The organism is Arthrobacter gyeryongensis (assembly GCF_039543785.1).
Taxonomy (GTDB): domain Bacteria; phylum Actinomycetota; class Actinomycetes; order Actinomycetales; family Micrococcaceae; genus Arthrobacter; species Arthrobacter gyeryongensis.
On the sequence record NZ_BAABKK010000002.1, the window covers coordinates 73,571 to 96,354 of the forward strand.

General features: G+C 63.7%; 24 protein-coding genes. 17 read left to right on the forward strand and 7 right to left on the reverse strand.

Going from position 1 to position 22,784, the window contains the following annotated elements; all coding sequences use genetic code 11:
• Positions 1-9: 9 nt before the first annotated feature.
• The 3 genes from ABEA18_RS01355 to ABEA18_RS01365 all read left to right on the forward strand — a co-directional run bounded on the left by ABEA18_RS01355 (position 10) and on the right by ABEA18_RS01365 (position 3,967).
• Entirely contained in the window at positions 10-1,047 is a 1,038-nt protein-coding gene (locus ABEA18_RS01355) for a DctP family TRAP transporter solute-binding subunit (protein ID WP_345447241.1), read from the forward strand.
• Positions 1,048-1,123: 76 nt separating this feature from the next.
• On the forward strand, positions 1,124-3,064 hold the full coding sequence (locus ABEA18_RS01360; RefSeq protein WP_345447244.1) for a TRAP transporter large permease: 1,941 nt from the start codon (positions 1,124-1,126) through the stop codon (positions 3,062-3,064).
• Between the two features lie 3 nt (positions 3,065-3,067).
• Positions 3,068-3,967, forward strand: coding sequence for an NAD(P)-dependent oxidoreductase (locus tag ABEA18_RS01365; protein WP_345447246.1), 900 nt, complete (start codon positions 3,068-3,070; stop codon positions 3,965-3,967).
• Positions 3,968-4,022: 55 nt separating this feature from the next.
• Here the strand turns inward: ABEA18_RS01365 and ABEA18_RS01370 are convergent, their stop codons facing one another.
• Positions 4,023-4,274, reverse strand: coding sequence for a DUF2630 family protein (locus ABEA18_RS01370; RefSeq protein ID WP_268020359.1), 252 nt, complete (start codon positions 4,272-4,274; stop codon positions 4,023-4,025).
• A gap of 158 nt (positions 4,275-4,432) precedes the next feature.
• Here ABEA18_RS01370 and ABEA18_RS01375 point away from each other — a divergent pair, with 158 nt between their 5' ends.
• From ABEA18_RS01375 to ABEA18_RS01385, 3 genes are all read left to right on the forward strand, one after another.
• Positions 4,433-5,044, forward strand: a complete 612-nt coding sequence (locus tag ABEA18_RS01375) for a DnaJ family domain-containing protein (protein WP_345447250.1) — start codon at positions 4,433-4,435, stop codon at positions 5,042-5,044.
• 237 nt (positions 5,045-5,281) lie between these two features.
• Positions 5,282-5,602, forward strand: a complete 321-nt coding sequence (locus ABEA18_RS01380) for a hypothetical protein (protein ID WP_345447252.1) — start codon at positions 5,282-5,284, stop codon at positions 5,600-5,602.
• A gap of 20 nt (positions 5,603-5,622) precedes the next feature.
• A complete protein-coding gene (locus tag ABEA18_RS01385) occupies positions 5,623-6,753 on the forward strand; it encodes an HNH endonuclease signature motif containing protein (protein ID WP_345447255.1) in 1,131 nt (376 codons plus the stop codon).
• On the opposite strand, the gene ABEA18_RS01390 is transcribed toward ABEA18_RS01385, so the two are convergent.
• The 3 genes from ABEA18_RS01390 to ABEA18_RS01400 are packed head-to-tail and all read right to left on the reverse strand — an operon-like array spanning position 6,750 to position 8,760.
• Positions 6,750-7,193, reverse strand: coding sequence for a nuclear transport factor 2 family protein (locus ABEA18_RS01390; RefSeq protein WP_345447258.1), 444 nt, complete (start codon positions 7,191-7,193; stop codon positions 6,750-6,752). The two genes, ABEA18_RS01385 and ABEA18_RS01390, sit on opposite strands and share 4 nt — an antisense overlap.
• Complete coding sequence (locus ABEA18_RS01395; RefSeq protein WP_345447261.1) at positions 7,190-8,002, reverse strand: SDR family NAD(P)-dependent oxidoreductase; 813 nt, start codon at positions 8,000-8,002, stop codon at positions 7,190-7,192. The genes ABEA18_RS01390 and ABEA18_RS01395 overlap by 4 nt, the downstream gene beginning before the upstream one ends.
• The gene (locus ABEA18_RS01400) at positions 7,999-8,760 is read right to left on the reverse strand and encodes a hypothetical protein (RefSeq protein WP_345447264.1); all 762 of its coding nucleotides are present in this window, start codon (positions 8,758-8,760) and stop codon (positions 7,999-8,001) included. Before ABEA18_RS01400 ends, ABEA18_RS01395 begins: the two co-directional genes overlap by 4 nt.
• Positions 8,761-8,839: 79 nt before the next feature.
• On the opposite strand from ABEA18_RS01400, the gene ABEA18_RS01405 reads away from it, so the two are divergent.
• Complete coding sequence (locus ABEA18_RS01405) at positions 8,840-9,361, forward strand: MarR family winged helix-turn-helix transcriptional regulator (RefSeq protein ID WP_345447267.1); 522 nt, start codon at positions 8,840-8,842, stop codon at positions 9,359-9,361.
• Positions 9,362-9,365: 4 nt separating this feature from the next.
• On the opposite strand, the gene ABEA18_RS01410 is transcribed toward ABEA18_RS01405, so the two are convergent.
• Together ABEA18_RS01410 and ABEA18_RS01415 are read right to left on the reverse strand one after the other, a co-directional pair.
• The gene (locus ABEA18_RS01410) at positions 9,366-10,427 is read right to left on the reverse strand and encodes a Gfo/Idh/MocA family protein (RefSeq protein WP_345447270.1); all 1,062 of its coding nucleotides are present in this window, start codon (positions 10,425-10,427) and stop codon (positions 9,366-9,368) included.
• A 1-nt stretch (position 10,428) separates the two neighbouring features.
• Positions 10,429-11,283, reverse strand: a complete 855-nt coding sequence (locus ABEA18_RS01415; RefSeq protein WP_345447273.1) for a sugar phosphate isomerase/epimerase family protein — start codon at positions 11,281-11,283, stop codon at positions 10,429-10,431.
• Positions 11,284-11,436: 153 nt separating this feature from the next.
• Between ABEA18_RS01415 and ABEA18_RS01420 the strand changes: the two genes are divergently transcribed.
• From ABEA18_RS01420 to ABEA18_RS01455, 8 genes are all read left to right on the forward strand, one after another.
• Positions 11,437-12,954: a M81 family metallopeptidase gene (locus ABEA18_RS01420; RefSeq protein WP_345447276.1), complete on the forward strand. Its 1,518-nt coding sequence runs from the start codon at positions 11,437-11,439 to the stop codon at positions 12,952-12,954.
• 147 nt (positions 12,955-13,101) lie between these two features.
• Complete coding sequence (locus ABEA18_RS01425; RefSeq protein WP_345447279.1) at positions 13,102-14,400, forward strand: extracellular solute-binding protein; 1,299 nt, start codon at positions 13,102-13,104, stop codon at positions 14,398-14,400.
• Positions 14,401-14,430: 30 nt separating this feature from the next.
• Positions 14,431-15,393, forward strand: a complete 963-nt coding sequence (locus ABEA18_RS01430; RefSeq protein ID WP_345447282.1) for a carbohydrate ABC transporter permease — start codon at positions 14,431-14,433, stop codon at positions 15,391-15,393.
• Entirely contained in the window at positions 15,394-16,233 is an 840-nt protein-coding gene (locus ABEA18_RS01435; protein WP_345447285.1) for a carbohydrate ABC transporter permease, read from the forward strand.
• Position 16,234: 1 nt separating this feature from the next.
• Positions 16,235-17,251: an ROK family protein gene (locus ABEA18_RS01440; RefSeq protein WP_345447288.1), complete on the forward strand. Its 1,017-nt coding sequence runs from the start codon at positions 16,235-16,237 to the stop codon at positions 17,249-17,251.
• Positions 17,252-17,283: 32 nt separating this feature from the next.
• On the forward strand, positions 17,284-18,453 hold the full coding sequence (locus ABEA18_RS01445) for an ROK family transcriptional regulator (protein WP_345447291.1): 1,170 nt from the start codon (positions 17,284-17,286) through the stop codon (positions 18,451-18,453).
• A 27-nt stretch (positions 18,454-18,480) separates the two neighbouring features.
• Entirely contained in the window at positions 18,481-19,254 is a 774-nt protein-coding gene (locus tag ABEA18_RS01450; protein ID WP_345447294.1) for a copper homeostasis protein CutC, read from the forward strand.
• 61 nt (positions 19,255-19,315) lie between these two features.
• Positions 19,316-19,618 carry a DUF4193 domain-containing protein gene (locus ABEA18_RS01455; protein WP_059389433.1) on the forward strand — a complete coding sequence of 101 codons (303 nt, stop codon included), beginning with the start codon at positions 19,316-19,318 and terminating at the stop codon, positions 19,616-19,618.
• A 54-nt stretch (positions 19,619-19,672) separates the two neighbouring features.
• On the opposite strand, the gene ABEA18_RS01460 is transcribed toward ABEA18_RS01455, so the two are convergent.
• Positions 19,673-21,178: a CYTH and CHAD domain-containing protein gene (locus tag ABEA18_RS01460; RefSeq protein WP_345447298.1), complete on the reverse strand. Its 1,506-nt coding sequence runs from the start codon at positions 21,176-21,178 to the stop codon at positions 19,673-19,675.
• A 189-nt stretch (positions 21,179-21,367) separates the two neighbouring features.
• Between ABEA18_RS01460 and ABEA18_RS01465 the strand changes: the two genes are divergently transcribed.
• Both ABEA18_RS01465 and ABEA18_RS01470 read left to right on the forward strand, forming a co-directional pair.
• Positions 21,368-22,036: an alpha/beta fold hydrolase gene (locus tag ABEA18_RS01465; protein ID WP_345447300.1), complete on the forward strand. Its 669-nt coding sequence runs from the start codon at positions 21,368-21,370 to the stop codon at positions 22,034-22,036.
• Between the two features lie 315 nt (positions 22,037-22,351).
• Positions 22,352-22,651, forward strand: a complete 300-nt coding sequence (locus ABEA18_RS01470) for a ribbon-helix-helix domain-containing protein (protein ID WP_345447303.1) — start codon at positions 22,352-22,354, stop codon at positions 22,649-22,651.
• Positions 22,652-22,784 lie beyond the last annotated feature (133 nt).

The window sequence follows — 22,784 nt, forward strand, 5'->3', positions numbered from 1 at the left end:
AGGCATCGCATGAATACCAAGACCCGCGCCATCACCGGAGTGTTAGCCTGCAGCTTGGCTGCAACTGCCCTTGCCGGATGTGCCGCCGCCGGCGCATCCAGCGGCGGCCAGGCCGCACCGGTCGCCAAGATCCAATTGTCGATTCCTGATCCGCTCACCTCCTCAGTAGGCGTGTCTGCCCAGCACTTCGCGGACCAGGTGAAGAAAACCTCCAACGGATCGGTGGTTGTCACAGTCGTTCCCAACGGGACCAGCTTCAGTGGTGATCAGAACGCCGCCGTCACCCGCCTTCAGGGTGGCTCGTTGGACGCCCTGATCCTTTCAACCTCGGTCTACGCCTCGATTGTGCCCGAAATGAACGCGATCAGCATTCCCTACCTCTTCAAGGACACCAGCGAAGAGGCCGCGTTCCTGGCAGGCAAGCCCGGCCAGGACCTGAAGGACAAGCTCGCCAAAAAGGACACTGTTGCGCTCAGCTTCCTCACGAGGACAGGCCGTGAAATCACCAACTCCGTCCGTCCCATTACGCAGCCTTCGGACCTCAAAGGACTGAAGATCCGCGTACCGGGCAACACCTTGTGGACGGACTTCTTCGGCAAGCTCGGCGCCAGTCCCACCACCATGGCCTTCTCCGAGGTCTTCACGGGCCTGCAGACGGGCACCATCGACGGCCAGGAGAATCCCATCGAGGTGCCGTGGACCAACAAGTTCTCGGAAGTGCAGAAGTATGTCTCGCTGACCAACCACATCAACGACGCCTGGGTGCTCGCCCTGTCGTCGAAGAAGTGGGGGACACTCAGCGCGGACCAGCAAAAAGCGCTCACGGATGCGTCGACGGAAACCGCCTCGTTCAAAACCACCTACGACACAGATCAGGCGAAGAAGCAGTTGGACGAGCTGACCGCCAAGGGCATGAAAGCGAACGAACTGAGCGCTTCCAGCATCGAAGAGTTCAAGGCCGTATCGAAGAGCTTGTACCCGGACTTCTCGAAGCTCATTGGAAAAGATTTCTTCGACCAAGCGGTCGCGTTCACTCCCGCTAAGTAATCCTCAACCCTGGGTGGGAGCCCTCCCGGGCTCCCACCAAAGCCTCACCCCACCCTGCATACCAATTCCGCTCTCAATGTCGAAAGTCTGGACCATCATGGAACACACCCTCACTTCCCGCGACCTGGAAGAGGCGATCCCGCCTGATGCCGAGGAGATCCTGCATACGGGTCACGTCGCTCCGGGCTGGAGCGGTGCGCTTTGGCTGGACCGGACGTTGGAGTGGATTGTGGGCGCCGCGATCCTCGCCGAGCTCGTCGTCATCCTGCTGAACATCACTGTCCGAGTGATCACCGGCGATTCGGTTCTTTGGACCCAGGAAGTCTCCGAGATAGCACTACTGACTATCGCCTTCATGGGCGGGGCAATCGCCTATCCCAAGGGCGCCCACATGTCCGTCCAGGCCCTGATCATGAGGCTCCCCGCCGCGTGGAAGCCCTACCTGGCCGCGCTCGTGGACTGGCTCGTCTTCGTGATGAGCGCCGGTGCTTTTGCGCTTTTCATTCCCACGCTCGTCCAGCAAATCGAGGAAAAGACCCCCATCCTCCAGCTCCCCGTTTTCTGGGTCTCCATGCCGTTTTCGCTGGGCATGGTCCTCATTGCCTGGTTCGCGCTCGTCAAGCTTTGGCGGCAGCAAAAGCGCGCCGTCCTGGTAGCCGGCGGCATCGCGGCAGCCCTGGTCGTCGTCGTGCTTTTGGCGCCGCCGCTCTTTTACTATGCCTCGCCGAACGTCCTCCTTGGCACCGTGCTCGCGGTTCTGTTCATCCTGCTGTTCCTCGGACTTCCGATCGCGTTCGTGCTTGCCCTTGCCTCCGGGATCTACCTTTACCTCGGAGGGATTTCCGAGGTCAGCGCGATCCCGATCGGCATGGCCTCGGGCGCCAAGGGATTCGTGCTGTTGGCGATACCCTTCTTCATCCTCGCCGGCACCGTCATGAACTCCGCAGGGCTCACGCTGCCGTTGGCCAAGCTCGTCGACGCCCTTATCGGGCACCTGCGCGGGGGACTGCTCCAGGTGGTCGTCGTGACCATGTACATTTTCTCCGGCATTTCGGGCTCGAAGGTCGCCGACGTCGCGGCCGTCGGCACCACAATGCGCGGCATGCTCGAAGAGCGCAAATATCCGCGCGCCGAGGTTGTCGCCGTACTATCAGCGTCTGCCATCATGGGTGAAACCATCCCGCCAAGCATCGTCCTTCTCGTCCTTGGCTCCATCACCACGATTTCGACCACCACACTCTTCCTTGCCGGTTTTGTGCCCGCCGCATTCCTGGCGCTCGTGGTCATGGCGCTCGTGTTCCTGCGGGCACGCAAACAAGGTGGAGTCGCCAGTCCCAAGGCAAGCTGGCGGGCACGCGGTTCGGCCACGTTCTTCGCCCTCCCCACTCTCCTCCTGCCCGTCGGCATGGTGGCCGGGATCCTGACCGGATTCGCGACGCCGACGGAAGTTTCCTCCGTTGCCGTCGCCTACGCGTTCATCCTGGCCGCCGCCTACCGCCGGGGCAGCAAGCGGCTGCTCGGGGACACGCTGCGGGAAACCACCACGACGGCGGGCATGGTGCTCTTCATCATCGCTGCCGCCTCTCCGCTCGCCCAGACCCTTGCCCTCGCCGGTGTCTCGCAGCAAATCCACGACCTCATGTCCAGCCTCGGGGATTCCCCGGTCCTCTTCATGCTGTTCACCGTGATCCTGCTCGTCATCATGGGCCAGCTCCTCGAGGGACTTCCCGCCGTGCTGATCTTCGCCCCGTTGCTGCTGCCGATCGCCACCGACTTCGGCGTCAACCCCGTGCAGTACGCCATGGTGCTCATCATCTCCATGGGCATAGGCTCGTTCGCTCCACCGGCCGGCGTCGGCTTCTACGTCGCGTGCGCCACCGCCCGGGAAACCGTGGAAAACAGCCTCAAACACTTCTGGCCGTACCTGCTTGCCCTCTTCGTCGGACTTCTGGTACTCGCGGCGGCGCCGTGGTTCAGCACCTTCCTGCCCGCCCTCGCCGGACTGATCCCGTTCTAAACCATGACGCAGATAACCAACGCTGAGACACCCGTTCCCTCATCGGTGGCCCTGTTGGGTACCGGACCGATGGGCGCCCCCATTGCCCGGAACCTCATAGCTGCCGGCGTGCCACTGAAACTCTGGAATCGGACGGCCCACAAGGCCAGAGCGATCCACGGAGGGCAGCCCACCGATTCCCCGGCGGAAGCAGCCAGCGCGGTGGTGCTGACCGTCCTGCCCGACCTTCCCCAGGTCGAGCAGCTACTGCACGGACCAGGCGGGCTGCTTGCCGGGTGGAAGGTCAACCGGATAGACAACCCGGTCCTGGTGGTCCACGGCACGGTGTCGCCCGTCGCTGTCGCGGCCTTCGCCGCCGAATGCCGCAAGACCCATGGAATAACCGTCATTGACGCCCCGCTCAGCGGCGGCATCATCGGCGCCGAAGAGGGACGGCTCAGCATCATGGTTGGCGGCCCCGGTGACGTCGTGAAGCGCCTCAAACCGCTTTTCGAGCTCTACGGTGCCACCGTTCTGCGGTTCGGGAATACGGGCGCAGGCTCCATCGCCAAAGCCTGCAACCAAATCGTGGTGGCCGCAACAGTAACGGCAATCTCGGAGGCCATGGTGTTAGCCGAGGCCTCCGGGCTCGATCTGGGGCATGTCCAAGAAATACTTGCGGGTGGCCTGGCGAACTCCGAAGTCCTTCGACAAAAAGGCCAACGCTGGATCGAGGCAGATTTTGATGGCGGGGGATCTGCAAAGAACCAGCTGAAGGACCTGACCTTCATCGCGGAAATCGCAGCGGAGTCAGGGCTGGATCTACCGGTTTCCAGCAGCGTCCGCAGTGCATTTCAAACCATGATCTCGCAGGGACTTGGCGAGCTGGACCATACGGGCATCTATCTCAGCATCCGCGCCTAGCCAGGACGACGACGGCGGGAGCGTCCGCCGTCGTCGTCCTGTGTTGCTAGAGGCTTCAGCCCGTGTAGCCTTCCACCTGTTTTGGAGGCCGTGGTTTGGCCTCGTTCGGGTTCTCCCCGTACTGCCTCTTGGCCCGCCGTTGCCGCAGCAGGTCCCAGCACTGATCCAGGTCCAGTTCGATGCGCTCCAGCCTTGCGCGGTCAGGTGCGTGCGCCGGACCCGGCGGGGCCGCCTCTGCCTTCTCGCGGAGCTCCCGCTCCTCCTCCACCAGCGATTGGATGCGGTGCAGAATGCCCTGTTCGTCCATGGTGACCCTCTTCCTGAACTAGCCGTTACCAGTCAGGTTAGTGAGCTGCGCTGGGTGTGAATAGAGGCCGAGTCCGCGAGAGCCATCCCGGGAATCTCCTGCTTGCGGAATACTTGGACGCAGATCCAGGATTCCGCAAGCGAAGGCGGTGATTAGCCGTGAACGGCGAAAACAGTGCGTTCAAGCGCCGGCTGGAGCGAGCCATGGAGCTGCGGAACGTCCGCGCAACCGGCATGACGGCCGAAGAAGAAGCCGAACTTGAGGCCGCCGAGGACGAAGAGCGGCGGAAGCGCAAGAAGGTGGACGACGCCGCGCGGGTGGAATACCTGATCCGCGACGCCATGGCGCAGGGGAAGTTCGACAACCTGAAGTACGCGGGCAAACCGATCCCCGGGTTGGGGGAGCGCTACGATCCCGACTGGTGGGTCAAGGGCCTCATTCAGCGCGAGCATCTCAGCGGCCTTGGCCCGAAAGCCATTCTCCTACGCACCGAGGATGCCGAACTGGATGCCAAGCTTGACGCCCTGTACACCGAAAAACAGGTCCGCGAGCTGGTGGAGGACTTCAACGCCCGGGTCATTGACGCGCGGCGCCAGCTCCAGGGCGGCCCGCCGGTGATCACGAAAACCCGGAATGTCGGCGTCGAGCTGGAACGCTGGCGCGAGCGCCGGGCAGCGGCTGCCGAGGCAAGCGCGGCCCAGGAAGCCGTGAATCAGGAACGTGCGGGCAAGCGGTCGTGGTGGCACCGTCTCTGGGGCACCCCCGGCTAGGGAACGCTTGGGAAACCCGGTAGTGGAATCCGGCCCGTGGCGCCACGCATCGACGTCGTCGTTGTCCGAGACAAGCCAGGCACCCCCCGTTGTTGCCGAGGACGTCGTTGCGATGAATGTTCGCGGTGACCGACCGGCCGGCACCTTAAATGTCAGACCCTCCCCCTAGCCTGAAAGTGTCAGGCAGCCGAGTGGCCTCGCATGGTTGAGGGGCAGGAATCCAGGAAGGGGGCAGGCGTGGAAAACCGGGTGTTCGGAGCGGAAGGCGATGCGTGGGTTCCGGCCGTCAGCTTCACAGACCGGGAGGATTCGCCGCTGGTTGGCACCGTGAGCCTGCCTCTCGCATCCTTCCTCAGTGCCGACGATGCGCTCGGTGTTGTGGAATCGACCGACAGGCTCATTGCCTGGGCCACGGCCGTGAAGTATCAGGCCCTGGTCCGCGTTGAAGAAGTAATCGGTGAAGAATCCCCGAGGAGGCACGAGAGGCAGCCGGTACGGTTCGGTGGGGACGAGGCCCATGCCTTGGCTGTCTCCGAAGTGTCCACCGCTGCGCCCTGACGGAGGGCACGGCCGCGCGCTTGCTGAATGATGCCGCGGATCTTGCTACGTCCCAGTGGGCAGTCCTCGAGGCGGTCGAGGCCGGGGAGATCTCCGAGATGCACGCCCGGATCATTCTCGACCAGGCCCGTTCCCTCCCGGCCGAGCACGCCGAAAAATTCGCTACCGTGGCCCTGCTGCGCACGCGGACGCGGCGGGGCCGGCGCCGCACGCCGTCAGAGTTCCGCGCCTGCCTGCGGCGGCTGCGGGAGCACGTGCACCCCGAAAGCATCATCGCCCGCAAAGAGTCTGCCCAGCGTGAGCGCGGCGTGTGGTTCACGGCCGAGCCGGACGGCATGTGCACGTTGTCCGCGTTCCTCACGGCGGAGGTCGGGATGGCCATTTACAACGGCCTCGACCATGATGCGCGGCAGGCCAGTGCGCGGGCTGCGGAGCTTGGAGATCTTCCGGGGCCGCACCCTACGTCCGATTTTGGCGCCGCCCTCGATTCCCGTACGCTGTCGGAGCTCCGCGCGGATGCGCTGGCCTACCGTCTCTTTGGTGGATCTGACCGGCTTTTGAGTGGATCAGGCGAGCTGCTTGGCGGATCTGACGTGCCCGAATCCGGGGCATTCCGCGCCGAGGTCGTGGTAACCATTCCCGTTGGATCCGTCTTTGGCGGCAGCATCGTGCCCGACGGTGGCGAGTTCGAAACAGCTGAACTCGAAGGATACGGACCAATAGACGCTGCAACGGCCCGGCGCATGGCGGCCCTTGCGCCAACGTGGCAACGGCTGTTCACGGACTGCACCAGCGGCCAGGTCCTGGGTGTGGGGCGCACGGCCTACCGTCCACCGAAGGCGCTTCGCCGGTACCTGCAGTGCCGTGACGGGACCTGCCGGTTCCCCGGGTGCACGCGGAGGGTTGTCGTTTGCGAACCCGACCACATCACCGAGTGGCAGGATGGCGGCACCACTGACGCCGACAACCTTGCAATGCTCTGCCGAAAGCACCACGCACTGAAGTCCATAGGCGCCTGGAGCTATAGACAGTCCTCACCAACCGGCGACCTCGAGTGGAAGTCGCCCCTCCGTCGGCAATACAGGACCGAGGCGGCAGGTGTTGGCAGGACGGTCCATTTGCTCCAGCGGCCAGAACCCCCGCCGTTCTAGGGCGGGGCCTGCAGTGGCGCGGTTTGGGTGGCACGGTTTGGGCGCCGTAAGTTCTGCGTGTCCCCGGGCTGCGCAAGGGGTGACAGGTGCAGGCCTGCGAGCTGCCAGCGCCCGTCCTTCCGGATCACGATCTGTGTAACGCGGAACTCGCCATTGGAAGGATGCCCGCGGTAGGCGGCCGTCTGGTTCTGGATTCCGATGAGGACGGCGGAGTCGCCGTAGCTGCGGACGTTGTTGATGTTCCATTCGAACTTTTCGTTGACGAAGGCCGCTTCGCGGTAACGATCGAGCCACTGGACTCGCGAGAGGACGAATCCAAGCGGCCCGACGGCCGTGAAGTCTTCTGTCAGCAGCGTGTCCAGCGCCGTGACGTCGTTGTTCCGTTCGGCGCTTGCCCAGAGAAAGCTGAGCTCTTCGATGTCGGAATGCACGTCATTCACGGCTGGGTTCCCTTTCTGCTGGTGTTGAACGCAGGCGTTCCGGCAAGTCGGCCGCCGTCGACGGCGAGAACAGTTCCGGTGACGAACGAGGACTGGTCCGAGCAGAGCCAGAGGGCGGCGGCAGCAACCTCGGCCGTGGATCCGATCCGGCCCAGCGGCACGGCGGCGGCCACATGGTCTTGGGCGGCTTGGCCGGCCCCGGCGAGTCGCTCGGTGAGGATGGGGCCGGGAGCGATCGCGTTGACCCGGATCCCGTGCGAGGCGTAGTCGAGCGCGGCCACCCGCGTCAGGCCGCCGACGCCGAACTTGCTCGCCACGTAGCCGCTCAAGCCGGCGACGCCTTGTTCGCCCGCGGTGGACGACATGTTGACGATCGCCCCGCCGTCTCCGCTTTCAAGCATGAGCTCTATTTCGTATTTCAGGCAGAGGAACACTCCGCGCAGGTTGATCGAGATCGCGCTGTCGAACTCCGCGCTCGCCCACTTGGCCAATGGCGCAGGGGTCCGTCCGCCGCCCGCGGCATTGTTGACCGCGACGTCGAGCCGGCCGAAACGGTCCCGGATCCGGGCTATCAGGGCTTTCACCGAGTCCTCATCGCCCACATCGACGGTCATGGCCACGGCATTCCCGCCGCCCGAAGTAATGGCGGCGACCTGCCGGATCACGCTGGCACTGTCACGGGAGGCAAGGACAACATCGGCACCGGCGCCAGCCAGCGCAGCTGCGATCTCTGCACCGATTCCGCGGCTGGCTCCGGTGACGAGCGCGACCTTGCCGGACAGCGGCCGGGTGGGATCCGGCGTCGTCATGGCGTTGTGGGGCTTGGGCCGTGCATTTTGCTTGCGCCGGGCGCGTGCGCCCGGGGCTCTTGGTTCGCGGCAGCGCGGGTGCGGGGGAGCAGGAAGCCGGCAGCGACCAGCCAGAGAAGGCCGCCGAAGCGCCCGACCGGCAGCAGGAACTGAAGAGGCTCGATCGCCATCGACAGGAAGCTCAACTCGGACAGTGCGGCAATGACCAGTCCGGTCCAGGCCAGCCAGCGGGGCATGAAGCCCAGGATCAGGGCCGGGACGGCGATGCCCGCCATGAGGAGGCCGATTCCGACGACGAAGCCGACCCCGCCGGTGATGAACGCGAGGAACGCGAGTGCGTGGGTGAGCGTCACATCGGTGGTGATTTCCGGCCGGCTCAACAGCCAGGTCACGGAACCCGACAACATCAGGAAGATGGCTGCGCTGATGCCGCCAAAGAAGCTAATGGCCGGTCCGGGAACGCGCACGCCGAGCCGGAGCTGCCGGGCGTAGACGGTGGCCGCGTAGATCCCCAATGGCACGGCGGAGCCGAATTGGAGCATTCCGCCGACCCGTAGGGCAGCGACGTTTTGCTGGAAGAATGCGGCCACCTGCCCCGTCGAGGCAAAGGGCGAGACGAACGTCTGGCCGCCTGTCAGGATTGCGGACGTGATGAGGCTGGCGAGGAAAATGCCCAGGCTGACGAGGGCAAGAACGCCGGGGTGTGGGCCGCCAGACCGGGCTGGACGGCCGTCATCGGAAATCGAACGACTACTCATGGCTGAACCTCTCCTAATTGCATCACTACTGAAATAGTTCACCTCTAGAATTATTCTGTCAAGCATGTATTCTGAAGACATGGACTTAGCCACACCGGGCCGGCCGAGACGGACCGCATTTCTCTTGTCGCAGCTGGGCGCCGCGGCATCGTCCCGCTTTGCCGACCGCACTCGGGAGATCGGCCTCACGCCCAGCGATGCTGGTGTCATCCGCCTGCTCGGACGCGCCCCCGGTCTGAGCCAGCGCTCACTTGCGGACAGGCTCGGTGCCGTCCCCAGCCGGGTGGTTTCACTCATCGACTCGCTTCAGGAACGCGGCCTCGTGGAGAGGGTGCGCAGCAGTACAGACCGGCGGAACTATGAACTCCACCTCACGGACGCCGGCAAGCGCGTGCTGCGAGAACTGCGCGGGATCGCGGAACAGCATGAAGCGGAGCTTCTGGCCCCGCTGACAGACGAGCAGATCACGCAACTTGGCGAGCTGCTTGCGCAGCTCGCCAACGGCCATGGGCTGGACAGGGACCTCCACCGCGATGTCGTCCGCCAGGCCGGACGCGATGCTGGACCTGACGGCGGACCTGATCGAGCACGTAAGGCCTGATCCGCTACAGCACCACTTCGCGGCCGGTCCTGCTGGACTCGTAGATCGCGGAGATGATCTTGATGAGCTCAAGGCCGTGGTCGGCCGGAGCGGCCTCGGCGGCATCGCCCCGGGCGGTGGCCAGGAACTGCTCCACTTCGTTGCGGTATGCCACGGTGCTAAAAGTCGGCGAATCCAGCACCGGCGATATGTCCAGCAGCGTGTCGTGCTGTTCGGTGAAGATTTCCAAAGCCGGCTCCAGCTGCGCGCCGCCTTTGTCTCCGAAGATTTGGACCTTGGTTTCATCGGCGCCGTGCATCGAGTAACTCGTGTCGAAGTGCATCACTGCGCCGTTGCTGAACTTGATCAGTGCTGTCGCAAGATCTTCGACGGGGTCCGCCGGTGGTCGTGCCGGATCGAAATCGGCGGAGAGATACCGGCTGAAGTTCAAGATATTGTTCCGTGCACCGATCTTATGGAAGACAGTCCCGGAGACCGAAGCCACGGAGGGGCAGCCCATGAGCCACCAGCAAATGTCGATGAAATGGACGCCCAGATCGATGAGCGGACCTCCGCCGGACAACGCCTTGTCGGCGAACCAACCGCCGGGATTTCCTACCCGGCGCAGGCAGGTGGCCTTGGCATAGTAGATCTGCCCGAGGTCGCCGGCGTCGATAAAGCGCTTGAGTACCTCGGCGTTGGGCGAGAAACGGCGGACGTACGCTACCTGCAAAACGGCGGCACTCCTCTGGGCGGCAGCAGCAACAGCCAAAGCCTCCCCTAGGGAGGCCGTCATAGGCTTCTCGACCAGCACATGCTTGCCGGCCTCGAGCGCCGCAATCACGATTTCGGCGTGCGTGTCATTGCGCGTGCAGATGCTGACGGCGTCGATCTCGGGATCCGCCAAGAGCTCCTTGTAGTCCGTGAAGACCTTGACTGCACCGTATTCCGCGGCCCGGCTCCCGGCACGCACAGCGTCGATGTCGCAGACAGCCACCAGGTGCGCCGACGGCGAATCACGGTATGCGTCCAAATGCATGTCCGAGATGGTCCCGAGCCCGATGACCCCAACGTTCAGGGCCCCCATGTCAGCAGCCCTCCCACAATGCGGCGGCGTTACGCAGCGATTCGGGCGCCGCCGTGAGGCAGTCCTCGCGGCCCTCGTATTCCACCGAACACGGTCCGCTGAAACCGAAGTCCTTGATCAGGCGAAGGACACGCGGCAGGTCCATGTCCCCAAGGCCGAACACGGAGCCCTGGATATGGTCCCCTGCCAGCGTTTGCAGCCAGCCGCCGCCGGGACTTCTCTTCCGGCGGTAGAAATCCTTCAGATGCACCACAGACGCGTAGGGGAGGAGTTTGGCGACGGCCGATTCCGGCACCTCATCGACGCACAGGAAATTGCCGATGTCCAAGGTGATCTTGAAATTGTCGCGGTCCACCGCGTGCACCAACTGCAGCAACCGTTCGCTGACATTGAAGGCCATGCCGTGGTTTTCCACGCTGGTGGTGATTCCCAGGGTTGCCGCGTAGTCGGCGAGTTCCCGGGACGCCGGGACCACCTGCTCCAGGGCATCCCGGTATTCGGCGTATGAGGCGGGGCGCCAGGCCCACGGCACCACATCGTGGCGGAAGCGGCTGATCCCCATCCGGTGGGCCGTGTCCAAGTGCGCCTTCACCCGGGCGATTTCAGCCGCCGCGTCGGCGCCAAGGAAATCCGCACCCACCACATAGTTGACCAAGGCGATCCCGGACTCCTCTCCACGCTCGCGCAGTCCCTCGGCCGCCGCGTGGTTTTGGGAAAGGTCCACGCCCAGTCCCGCCTCGGCCACTTCGAGATGGCTGGCCTGATGTGATGCTGCCCAGCCGGGCAGGTCCAAAAGGCCCATTCGTCCGTCGGCCAAGGCTCCTGCCAAACTGTACGTACTCAGCCCAATCTGCATTGTTAGATCCTCTTCCGTGGATTCCGCGCGCCGTCACTTGCGAGCCCACGTTAGGCAGGATTCCGGGCTAAAAGGGCTGATTGAACTTCATTCGGCATTGAACTTTTGCGGCCGCGCCCCGGTCCCGCCGCGAACCTCAATATGGTGGCAGGCATGATCGAAAAGAAGCCCCGGATCCTCATTACCGGAATCGCCCTCGAGGCCAGCACCTATTCCCCTGCCCGGACCCGCATCCAGGACTTTGTCCGGCGGGATGGCCAGGAGATCTTGGACCAGTACCCCTTTTTCGCTCCGGGCCATCCCGTGCGCGAGGCGGCGGATTGGCTGCCGCTAGTCCATTTTCGATCCATCCCGGGCGGGTCCGTCCCTTCCGCCGATTACACCGAGATGAAGCAGACAATTCTTTCCGCTGTCGCGGATGCCTTGGATGAGGGCCCGGTGGACGGGCTCTATTTCGACATCCACGGTGCCATGAGCGTGGATGGCGTAGACGATCCCGAGGGCGATTTGCTCCTTGCCCTGCGCGGTCTCATCGGCCCGGACGTGCTGGTGTCCAGCGGTATGGACCTGCACGGCAACGTTTCCTGGACTTTGGCGCACCAACTGGACATCCCCAGTTGCTACCGCATGGCCCCACACGAGGACTGGCTGGAAACCAAGGAACGCGCAGCCGCGAACCTGCTGGAGCGACTGGCACTGCCGGAGGCCACCCGCCGCCCTATCAAGGCCTGGGTTCCGGTGCCCATCCTGTTGCCCGGGGAAAAGACCAGTACCCGATTGGAACCGGCCAAATCGCTATATGAGGAAGTTGCAGTGATCGCTGGTCGGCCAGGCGTGCTCGACGCCGCACTATGGATCGGTTATGCCTGGGCAGACGAACCGCGCAACCGGGCCGTGGTGATGGTCACCGGTGACGACGCCGACGCCGTCGCGAGCCATGCGGGCCGGCTTGCAGCCGACATGTGGAACAGACGGGACGAGTTCCGTTTCGTGGCTCCCTCGGCGCCGCTCGCTGAATGCCTCGCGGCAGCGGAGGCAAGCACGAAGCGCCCGTATTTCATCAGCGATTCCGGGGACAACCCCACGGCCGGGGGAGCCGGTGACGTCACCTGGACCCTGCACAAACTCCTTGAGCACCCACCCATCGCAGCCGGAACGGTGCAGGCCATTTATGCCTCGATCCCGGATCCCGCCGCGGTGGACCATTGCATTTGCGCCGGCGTCGGTGGATCCGTCTCTGTGGAGGTGGGTGCTCGCGTGGACGGTACACAGTCCGGCCCGGCGCGGCTGGACGGCATTGTTGAGCATCTGGCCCAGGGCGACCCCGTGGCCATTGACGAGGCAGTCATTCGCGTTGGCGGGCTGCGCATCATCGTGACCCGGCGGCGCAAGCCGTACCACTTGGAATCAGACTTCCTCAGGAACGGCTTGGATGCCCGGACAGCCGACGTTGTGGTGGTCAAGATCGGCTACCTCGAGCCAGAGCTCTTCGACATGGCTTCAGACTGGATGCTGGCGCTTACCCCAGGGGGCGTGGACCAGGATCTGCACCGCTTGGGCCACCGTCGGATCGCGCGGCCCATGTTCCCGTTCGACGACGGCGGGGTGGCACCTGACCTGAGCGCACGGTTGGTACCTGCGTCGAACCAGCCGGCCGGCGTCGAGCGCTGAGCGGGGCCGGTGCGCCCGGGGCTCCGAACCGGACCGAAACTAACTTCGATTCTGAACTAAGTTAGCGGCCCTTCCGAAGCATCATTCCTCCATGATTTCGTTTGCTGCATGGTCAATCGACCCTGTGAGTTCAAAGTGGAGGAAGCGATGAAAGAACTTAGTCGACGTGGTTTGCTCGGTCTGGGCGGGGCCCTGGGTGCCGCAGCCTTGCTGTCCGCATGTGGCGAGGCCTCGGGCTCCGTCTCTTCGGACAGCCTCTCCTCTCCGGCAAAGCTGCGGGTCTGGTTCATGAAGGACTCCGTGTCTGACAAGGCCCAGGCGTGGCTGAAGCAGGAGTTCGAAAACAAGTTCCAGGGATCCACCCTCACCATCGAGCAGCAGGAGTGGGATGGCATCGTCCCGAAGCTCCAGACGGCCCTTGCCAGCGCCGAATCGACGCCGGACATCATCGAACTTGGCAACACCCAGGCGCCCACGTTCTGTGCGGTGGGAGCACTGGCCGATCTGAGCGGTATGAAAGAAGAGCTGGGCGGTGCAAATCTGACCAAATCGCTCGTGGAACTCGGCAGCTTCGAGAACAAGATGTACGCCGCACCCTTCTACGCCGGAAGCCGGATCGTGTTCTACCGGAAGGACATGTTCCAGCAGCTTGGGCTCGCGATACCTAAGACCATTGACGAGCTGACCGCCGTCGCAACGAAGATCCAGGCCGGCAACCCCGAGAAGAACGCACACTTTTCCGGGATGTTCCTGCCCGGGATTTCATCACAGTCCGCGTTCGCCTGGGTGTTCAGCAATGGCGGACGACTAGCCGTGCAGAAGGACGGGAAATGGGAAGGCAGCTTGTCCTCGCCGGAAAGCCAGAAGGCCATCGCCCAGCTCCAGCAATTGTGGACGACCGGCTCCACCACCGGAACCATCACCGATTCGACCATCGGTTCCCAGCCGTACACCGCATTCAACACGGGCGAGGCAGGGATGTTCTTCGGCTTCAACTTCCATCTGAAGAAGATCAAGAAGGAACTCCTGGACGCCGGCAAGGTGGGGTACTTCAACTTCCCGTCGCCTAAGGGTGACGCCGTGGGCAATCCTTTTGCCGGCGGTTCCAACGTGGCCATCTCGAACAACAGCAAGGCGCGGGGGCTGGCCAAGGAGGCCCTCAAACTCATCTTCAGCAAACCATTCCAGGAGTTCTTCGCGACCGAGGGAGGCTGGGTCCCGGGAAACCTGAACTACGCCACAGCCCTCGGGCAGGACGAATTGTCCAAGGTCACCATCGAGGCCGTCAGGAATTCCGTGGGCACCCCGGCAGCGAAGAACTGGGCATTGGTGGAGAGCGCCAAGGTGGTTGACGACTTCTTCGTGGCTATGGGCGCGCTGAAGGACCCCGTTGGGCTGGCCAAGACCGCCGACGCCAAAATGACCGAAATCCTCAACAGCAAGTAGGCCCGGCGGGAAGCAGAAAGGACCGAAGCCATGACCGTAACCAGTACGCGTGCGAAGCCGGAAGGGATCCTCCCCGACCGGACTGAAGCAGCGGCCCCGAAGAAACGCAGGCGCAACCCCCTGCCATACATCCTTCTGCTTCCCGCGGTGCTTATTGTCCTGGTGGACATGGGCTACCCGTTGCTCCGCCAAATCACCATGGCGTTCCAACACTTTTCCCTTGAGCAGCAGTTCGGCAAACCCGCGGAATTCGCAGGGCTCGACAATTTCACACGGGTACTCGGCGATTCGGCATTCTGGCTCACCCTGGGAAGATCCCTTGCCTTCTGCCTTGTGTGTGCCGCACTGACAATGGCCATCGGGATCGGAGGTGCGCTCCTCCTCACCAAACTCTCGGGCCCGGTCTCCGTCTTCGTCCAGGCCGCCATGCTGCTGGCGTGGGCGATGCCCGTGTTGTCCTCGCTCCAGGTGTTCCAGTGGATCTTCGATTCCAGGTCCGGGGTGGTCGACTGGACATTGGCCGGACTGGGACTGCAGGGGATGGCTGGCTACAACTGGTTTTCCAACCCCCTGACCTTCTTCGCAGTAGCGGCCATCCTGGTCATCTGGATGAGCGTGCCGCTGGTGGTCTTCATGGTGTATGCATCGGTCACCCAGATCGATGAGTCCATGCTCGAGGCCTCAACGCTGGACGGCGCCAACGGCTGGAAGCAATTCCGCGAAATCACCGTACCCACCATCGCCCCGGTTCTCCTGCTGGTCACGATCCTGGAAATCATCTGGGACCTGCGGGTCTTTACGCAGATCTTCATCCTCCAGAAAAACGGCGGCATCACCGAGCAGACCAACGTCCTTGGCACCTACGTCTACCAGGTGGGTTTGTCCGGCGGCGACTACGGCGTGGCTTCCGCGACCGCCCTGATCATGCTGGTGATCACGTTGCTCCTCACGTGGCGTTATGTCACCCAATTCCTGAAGCAGGGAGAAGTCTGAATGGCCCTCAAACCCAACCCCGTCCGCCGCTCGGCGGCCAACATCACGGGCCTGGTCTTCGGTCTGCTGTGGATTTTCCCGGTCTACTGGTTGGTCAACAATTCGCTCGTGACGGACGACGCCTTGCAGTCCCGCACTCCGTCGTTCCTGCCGCTCGACTTTACCTGGGCGCACTACGAGACAGTGCTCCACGACAGCCGCTTCTGGTCCGCCCTGCGGATGAGCTTCGGCGTTGCCCTGATTGTGGTGGTGGCTGCGCTGCTTTTCGCCTTCTTCGCGAGCATGGCGCTCAGCCGCTTTCGATTCAAAGGCCGCAAGATCGTCATCATCTCGGTGCTCGTGATCCAGATGATCCCGGCTGAAGCCATGTTCATTTCCCAGTACAAGATGATCGACAGCTGGCACCTGCTCAACTCCGTGCTCGGCTTGAGCCTGCTGTATATCGGGGCATCCGTGCCTTTCACTATCTGGATGCTCAAGGGATTCGTTGACGGGGTCCCGGTGGAGCTCGAAGAGTCTGCCATGATCGACGGTTGCTCCCGAATGGGCGCATTCTTCCGGGTGACCTTTCCGCTGCTGGGCTCCGGACTCGTGGCCTCCGGGATCTTCGCCTTCTTGGCCGCGTGGAACGAATACACGTTGGCACTTGTCCTGCTGAGCAGCGATAACAGCAAGACACTTCCGCTCTGGATCCAAGGCTTCAGCGGCCAGAATCAGGCAACGGACTGGGGCGGGATCATGGCCGGGTCCACCCTCATGGCGCTACCCGTGATCATTCTCTTCGTCATCGTCCAGAAGAAGATGGCCCAGGGCCTCGTTGCCGGCGCGGTGAAAGGCTGACATGCAGCTGAGCGTACAAACCGCCGGTTCGCCGCCGACGTCGTTGATTCTGGGACCGGGCGCTCCAGTGATGGTTTTCGACGTCGGCGGAACCGACCTGAAATACGGGGTCGTGGATTCCACTGGCCGCTTCGCACACCAGGGAACCACGCCAACGGCCAGGGCTTCGCAGGGGGAGTTCCTGGACCAACTGTCCCGCCTCGTCGCCATCTACCGAGCTGAGCCCCCGGAGCGACGGCCCCAGGCAATCGCCGTCAACGCGCCGGGGATTGTGGATGCAAGCACGGGCGTCGTGGTCTCCGCCGTGAATCTAGGCTGGACCGACTTCGCGCTCTCCTCCGCGTTGGAGGCGCGCGTCGGACTTCCTGTGGTGCTCGGCAACGACGTGCAAGTGGCCGGTTTGGCAGAGCACCGCCTGGGTGCCGCGAAGGGGCTGCGGAACGCCTTGGTGTTGGTCATCGGCACCGGGATCGCCAGTGCGGTCATCCTTGACGGCGAGGTGTACGACGGCGACGGATACGCCGGAGAAATCGGCCATGCCCGCATGGAGCCACTCACGAGCACAACGGCCATCCCGTGCACTTGCGGCGCGTCGGGATGCCTGCAGACGGTGTCCTCGGCGTCCGCCATCGCGCGCAACTATTCAGCCGTGTCCGGCATCGCCGTGGTTGGCGCGAAGGAAGTCATGGAGGCCGCAGCAGCAGGTGACGCGGCCGCCGTCGGGGTCCTGGACCAGGCATATGACGGGCTCGCGCTGGCGATCGCGCAGAGCGTCGCCCTTCTGGCACCGCAGGCCGTCATCTTCGGCGGCGGCCTGTCCAATGCCGGCGACGCGCTCCTTGTCCCGGTGGCGGACCGGCTGGACTCTATCCTGAGTTTCCACCGCAGGCCCTTGCTCCTTCCTGCGCGGTTCGGCTCTTCGGCAGGGCTTCTCGGCGGCGCGGTGCAGGCCCGTCAGCTACTCTGCAAAGAGCGGCCCGCCGGCGGGCGGCAGACACCGAGCCCCTGGAGGGACTGACTTTGGGTTACAAGCCTTCCTACGCCAAGACCGTGAAAAGAACCGGCCCCCGGGACATCGCGCTGACCGAATACTCCTCCAGCATCCTGTCCATGATCGCCAGCGGCCGGGCGAGGTCCCGCGCCGACCTTGCGCGCACCCTGAACCTTGCCCCGTCCACCATCACCATCAAGGTGAACGAGCTGATGGAAGCCGGGCTCATCAGCGAGAGCGGTTCAGGTTCGGCGACCGGAGGCCGGAGGCCCACCCTCCTGGAACTGGTCCCGGACGCGGGCTTCATCCTGGCGGCGGACTTGGGCGCCCATCATTTGTGGGTCGGCAGGCTCAACCTCTCCGGCAATCTGCTTGTCTCCGAAATCAGGACCATCGACATCAACGACGGCCCCGAAGTGGTTCTGCCCCAAGCCGCGGCGATGATGCGTGCCCTGAGCGATCCGGCCGTCGACCCTCCGCTGCGCGGCGTAGGGATGTCCTTGCCCGGTCCGGTCAACTTTGCCTTGGGTGCGCTCGACTCGCCGTCCAGGATGCGTGGCTGGCACGAATTCAAAGTCCGGAATTGGCTTGCCGAGGAATTCGGCACTTTGGCGGTTGTGGACAACGACGCCAACATGATGGCTTTGGGTGAGCACACGCTGCGCCAGCGGGAATCACCCGATTCCAAGGTCCGGCAGAACACGCTGTTCCTCAAAGCAGGTGCCGCGATCGGCTGCGGGCTCATCATTGACGGGCAGGTCTACCGGGGCTCCACCGGCGCTGCCGGAGACATCGCCCACGTGCAGATCCCGGCCGCGGGCGACGCGCCATGCTCTTGTGGCAACCGCGGCTGCCTGGAGACGGTGGCCAGCGGGTCCGCCATCATCCGCGACCTGGCCGCCGTCGGGATCGATGCAGCGGACGTCAACGACATTGTCCGGCAGGTCAACAACGGCGACCCGCACACCACCACCCGAGTCCGTACTGCCGGCCGGATTCTGGGGCAAACCCTGAGCATTGTGGTGAATTTCGTGAACCCCGATGTGGTGGTGCTGGGCGGCGGACTTTCGCAATTGGAGCCGTATGTCGCCGCTGTGCGCTCGCAGCTATACGAAAGCTGCCATCCGCTCGCCACCAAGAACATCGTGATCGAAGCCTCGCTCGCCGGTTCGCAGGCAGGCCTTCTCGGCGCGGGACAGCTTTGCCTGCGCACCGTGCTTGCCTCGTGAACATTCGGCCCGTCCAACCGGAGAACCATGAAGATTGAGATATGCGTCCAGGATCTGGACGGTGTTCGCTGTGCCATCGAAGCCGGCGCTGACCGCGTCGAATTGTGTTCAGCGCTTGAGGCCGGCGGCCTCACCCCGAGCGCCGGCCTCGTTGAGGCAGCCGCAGAGCTCGCACTCGACGCCGGTCGCCAGGATTTCGTCCACGTGCTTATCCGCCCGCGGCCGGGCGGTTTTATCTATACACCGGGTGAAATCGAGGTCATGAGGCGGGATGTCCGGCAGTCGCTTGCCCTCGGCGCCGACGGGGTGGTCGTCGGACTGCTGACCGCTTCAGGCGACGTCGACGTCGCGGGCGCCGAAGCGCTGATCCATGCGGCGGGCGGGACCTTCGTCACCTTCCACCGTGCCGTGGATGCGGCCCGGGATCCGCTTCAAGCCGTGGACGACGCCGCCCGGCTGGGTGCGCGGCGCATTCTCACCTCGGGCGCAGCCCGGGCCGCCGGCAACGGCATTGACATGCTCAAACGCATGGTCGCTGCCTTACCCAGTGAGGTTTCCGTCATGGCTGGCGGCGGTGTCACTGAGCAGGCTGTTCCCGCGCTTTTGGCCGCGGGAATCCGTGACATACACTTCTCAGGCCGTAAGCTCATGGTCGATTCCGCCCCGTCCGGGCCAGGCGGCGGGGATGGGATACGCTCAGTCACGCATCCGGCGACAGTGGCGCGGATGGTCAGGGCAATGCGCACCGCGAAAGCTCACATGACGATCGGGCCACGATTTTCGCCACTATGTGGGGAATAGCAGCTGCATGGTGTATGTTGCACATTCGCCAGCAAATATACAAGAGAAGAGATAACACCAGGTGGCAACCGATTACGACGAACTCCGCTCCGACGTCGCGGAATCCCAAAGCACGTCACTTCAGGCCCTGCAGTCTGCCAATGCTCCGGACGCCCGCAGCGTTGTGCGGGAGCTGGACGAAGCCGATGCTTTTGAAGGCAATGAGGTACCAGGTGGCGAATTCGTAGCTGAGGAACTGATCATTGCGGTCGTTCCCCAGAAGGAAGACGAGTTCACGTGCTACTCGTGTTTCCTCGTCCGTCACCGCTCCCAGATTGCCCGTGAAAAGAACGGTCACGCGTACTGCGTGGAGTGCGAAGGCTGATTCACTGAGGCCCAGCCCCGTCCCTCAGACTTGGGTCCCGCACTGTTGCGTTCATCACAGGGGATTCAGGCGCTTCTTCTTGGCAAGCTTTTCATAGCGGGCCCAGGAGTCCGCGGCTCGCTGCTCTTCGGCAGCGAGCAGGGGGGCATAAGGCGAGTTGTCCTCCACCAATTCATCGGTATTGTTAGCGAGCCGGAGGAGTATTGAGCGGCTGACAACGCTGTCCTGGTGCTCTCCTAGGATCTTCTGGATCTTCTGGGCATTGCGTGCCAGCTTCACGGCGGGTTCCTTGTGTACGTCCTCCAGCGCTTCGGCGGCATGGCGCAGCCGTTTTGCGTCTTTGCGGACCTGATGCAATGCCCTGTCGCCTTCGACGCCGGTTTGCCCGGCGGCCGCCTTCTGGGACCGGCGCAACCGCTTGATCGCTTTACCGGCCAGCTTGGCCGTGGCTGGACGGGCCTTCTTCCCGGCGCGAGGCTTCGTGGGAGGCTCGTCGCGGAATTCCTCAAGGGACTCCAGGAGCCGGAAATATCGTTTCGTTCCCAATGAGCGGAGCATCTCGCGATACCCGGAGTTGAAGGCGGCCTCGAGTTCGTCATTGATCCTGCTGGCAGCTGAAGCGGGTACCGAGCCGTCGGGTTGCTCATTCATCAGTTCCCCGATCCGATCGCGCAGCACTTCGGCGTCCCGGGCCTTGCCCAGGACCTTGCCCAGCCATTTCAGTTCGGTCTTGAGTTGATCTGCGGCGTCGGCCTCGAAGAGCTTGCCGTAGACGGACAAAGTTGAGCGGAGCCTGCGCGTGGCCGAGCGCATGCCGTGAACGGCGTCGTCGGCACCTTGCCGGACTCCGGGGTCCAGTTCGGTGATTTCAGCGATCTGCGCGGCAATGTAGGCAACTATTGCGTCCCCGGCGGAACCCTTCGGACGGGCTTTCGGTGGCGCCGGCACGGCGGCTGGCCAAGCCGTTCCGAATGCGCGGGCCAGCTTGGAAGCGTGCCCCGAAGGGGTTGCGCCGGCCCCTGACAACACGCGCTCCGCACTCTCAAGCAGGGCTTCATCGCCGTGGACCAGCTCTATTTCCCATTCCCGCCATTTCCTCTCCATCTGCACTGGGTGCAAGGTCTCGGCTGTCACGTGGTCATCGGCGAAGTCGGCCAGGGTGACGTCCTCGCTACCGTGCAGCCGGTGCACAGTGCGGCGGGTGTGGATCCGCGCTACGGGCCTTAGTTCATCGTCGCGGGTGAACACGAGGACCTTCTCTGCCAGTTCCTCTGGAACGGTCTCAGGCTGCCCCAGAGGCGCCTGTATCTCCACGCGTGTGCCCCGGTCTGCCGGCAGCTTCAGATGCCAGCCTGAATCGGTGCCGCCGGTTCGGCGCCGCAAGGTGATGCGGTGTTTGGCAAGGATGAGGCCGTCCGTGTCGAAGTAGACGGCCTCGAGTTGATGATCTGCAGGGTCAGCGACTTGATCGACGCCGGCGATGTCCTCGAACGCGGGAAGAGGCGTTTCCAGGTCAGCGTCGTACTTGCGTTCTGTTTCCACGGATTCCTGGATCGACATGCCGTTTCCCGTCCTTCTCGTAGTTGCTCGCGCCTATAGGCATCCTCCCACCAGGCCTTCCGCAGGGAAAGGCCGGGCGAAGGGATCTCATCGGGTCCCTTGCGGGCGCGTCGATCCGGGGAAGAATGTGGGCATGACTTCGACGCCGAGCCTTGGTCCGTTCGTTCATGATTTCTTCGGGGGTGCCTTGTGAGCGCGTTCGTGCTGGTGCCCGGAGCAGGCGGCTCAGCCTGGTATTGGAGCCGCGTCGTCCCCCTCCTACAGGAGGCAGGCCACGATGCCGTAGCCGTTGATCTGCCGGGAGACGACGAAAGTGCGGGCCTGCCCGAGTACGCGCGCTTGGTTGGGGCGGCAATCAGTGGCCGAACCGACGTCGTGCTTGTTGCGCAATCGCTTGGCGGTTTCACGGCGCCCATGGTGGGCGCCCGGCCAGGCGTCGCGGAGATCGTGTTCGTCAACGCGATGATTCCCAACCCGGGTGAGACCCCTGGTGCATGGTGGGACAACACGGGTTGGGAGGACGCACGCAAGAGTGCTGCCGTGGCCGGCGGCTACAGCGAAGAGTTCGATGTGAACGAGTACTTCCTTCATGACGTTCCGCCGGAGGTGGCGGCCGAGGGGGAACCGCACCAGCGGCCCGAGGCGAACGCCGTCTTCTCGTCGCGCTGCGAATTCATGGAGTGGCCTGCCGTGCCCATCAGAGTGCTCAGCGGCGAGGGGGACCGGTTCTTTCCGCTCGGGTTCCAACGCAGGGTAGCCCGCGATCGCCTCGGGCTTGATCCGGATGTCCTCCCCGGCGGGCATCTCCTTGGGCTGTCGAATCCGGCTGGCGTTGCGGACTACCTCTTGCGTCGATGAACTTTTTGCGATCCCGGGCGTTCGATTCCCTAGACCGGAACCGGCCCAAGCCCTAAGATCACTCTGACGGCACCAGCCCTGCGCTGATCGATGTCCGTCGCGGTCTCACCCTTAAGCGTGAGCGCCGGGTCCGTTCCGCGACTCCTGGGTCTTCGAACGGGCCCGGTCGACCTCCGCCTGGCTACTCGACAGCGATACTGTTGCGGTCCGCTTAACGCCAAAGGAAGAAACCTCGCGATAGTTAGAGAGTAATTACTCGTAGATGGTGACTGCAGCCCGCCAACGGAGGATGCTTGATTGTTGGGAGGGAAAATCATGACACGAGATGTGACTCATTTCGAGCGCCTTTCGGCGTGGACCGAAAACGACATGAAGCCAGCCGTCGGCAAGCTGTTGCGCGGTGATGGTTTGCCTGCCGATCCCCGGGAAAGCAACCATCCCTCGCCCCTGGATTTCCAGATTCCTCAGGAACTGGATCGCGCCTTGGAGTCGGCTTCGCAAACGCTCAGCCTCACGCCCAGCGAGATCCTGCGCGAGGCCCTGTCAGAATGGCTGGGGAGCCACGGACAGCCAGCCACGGGCCACCATCCGTTCGGGAAGCACACCGCGCTGTAACGGGCTGCGGGTCGCGGACCGCGGCGCTGCAGCCGTTACTGGTGGCTGCCCTGAACAGGGTCTCCGTGCCACCGGGGCCGGCGTCGTCCGCGCGGAGCCTAATGACGCGCGGAGTGCCTGGCGCTGCGCTGAA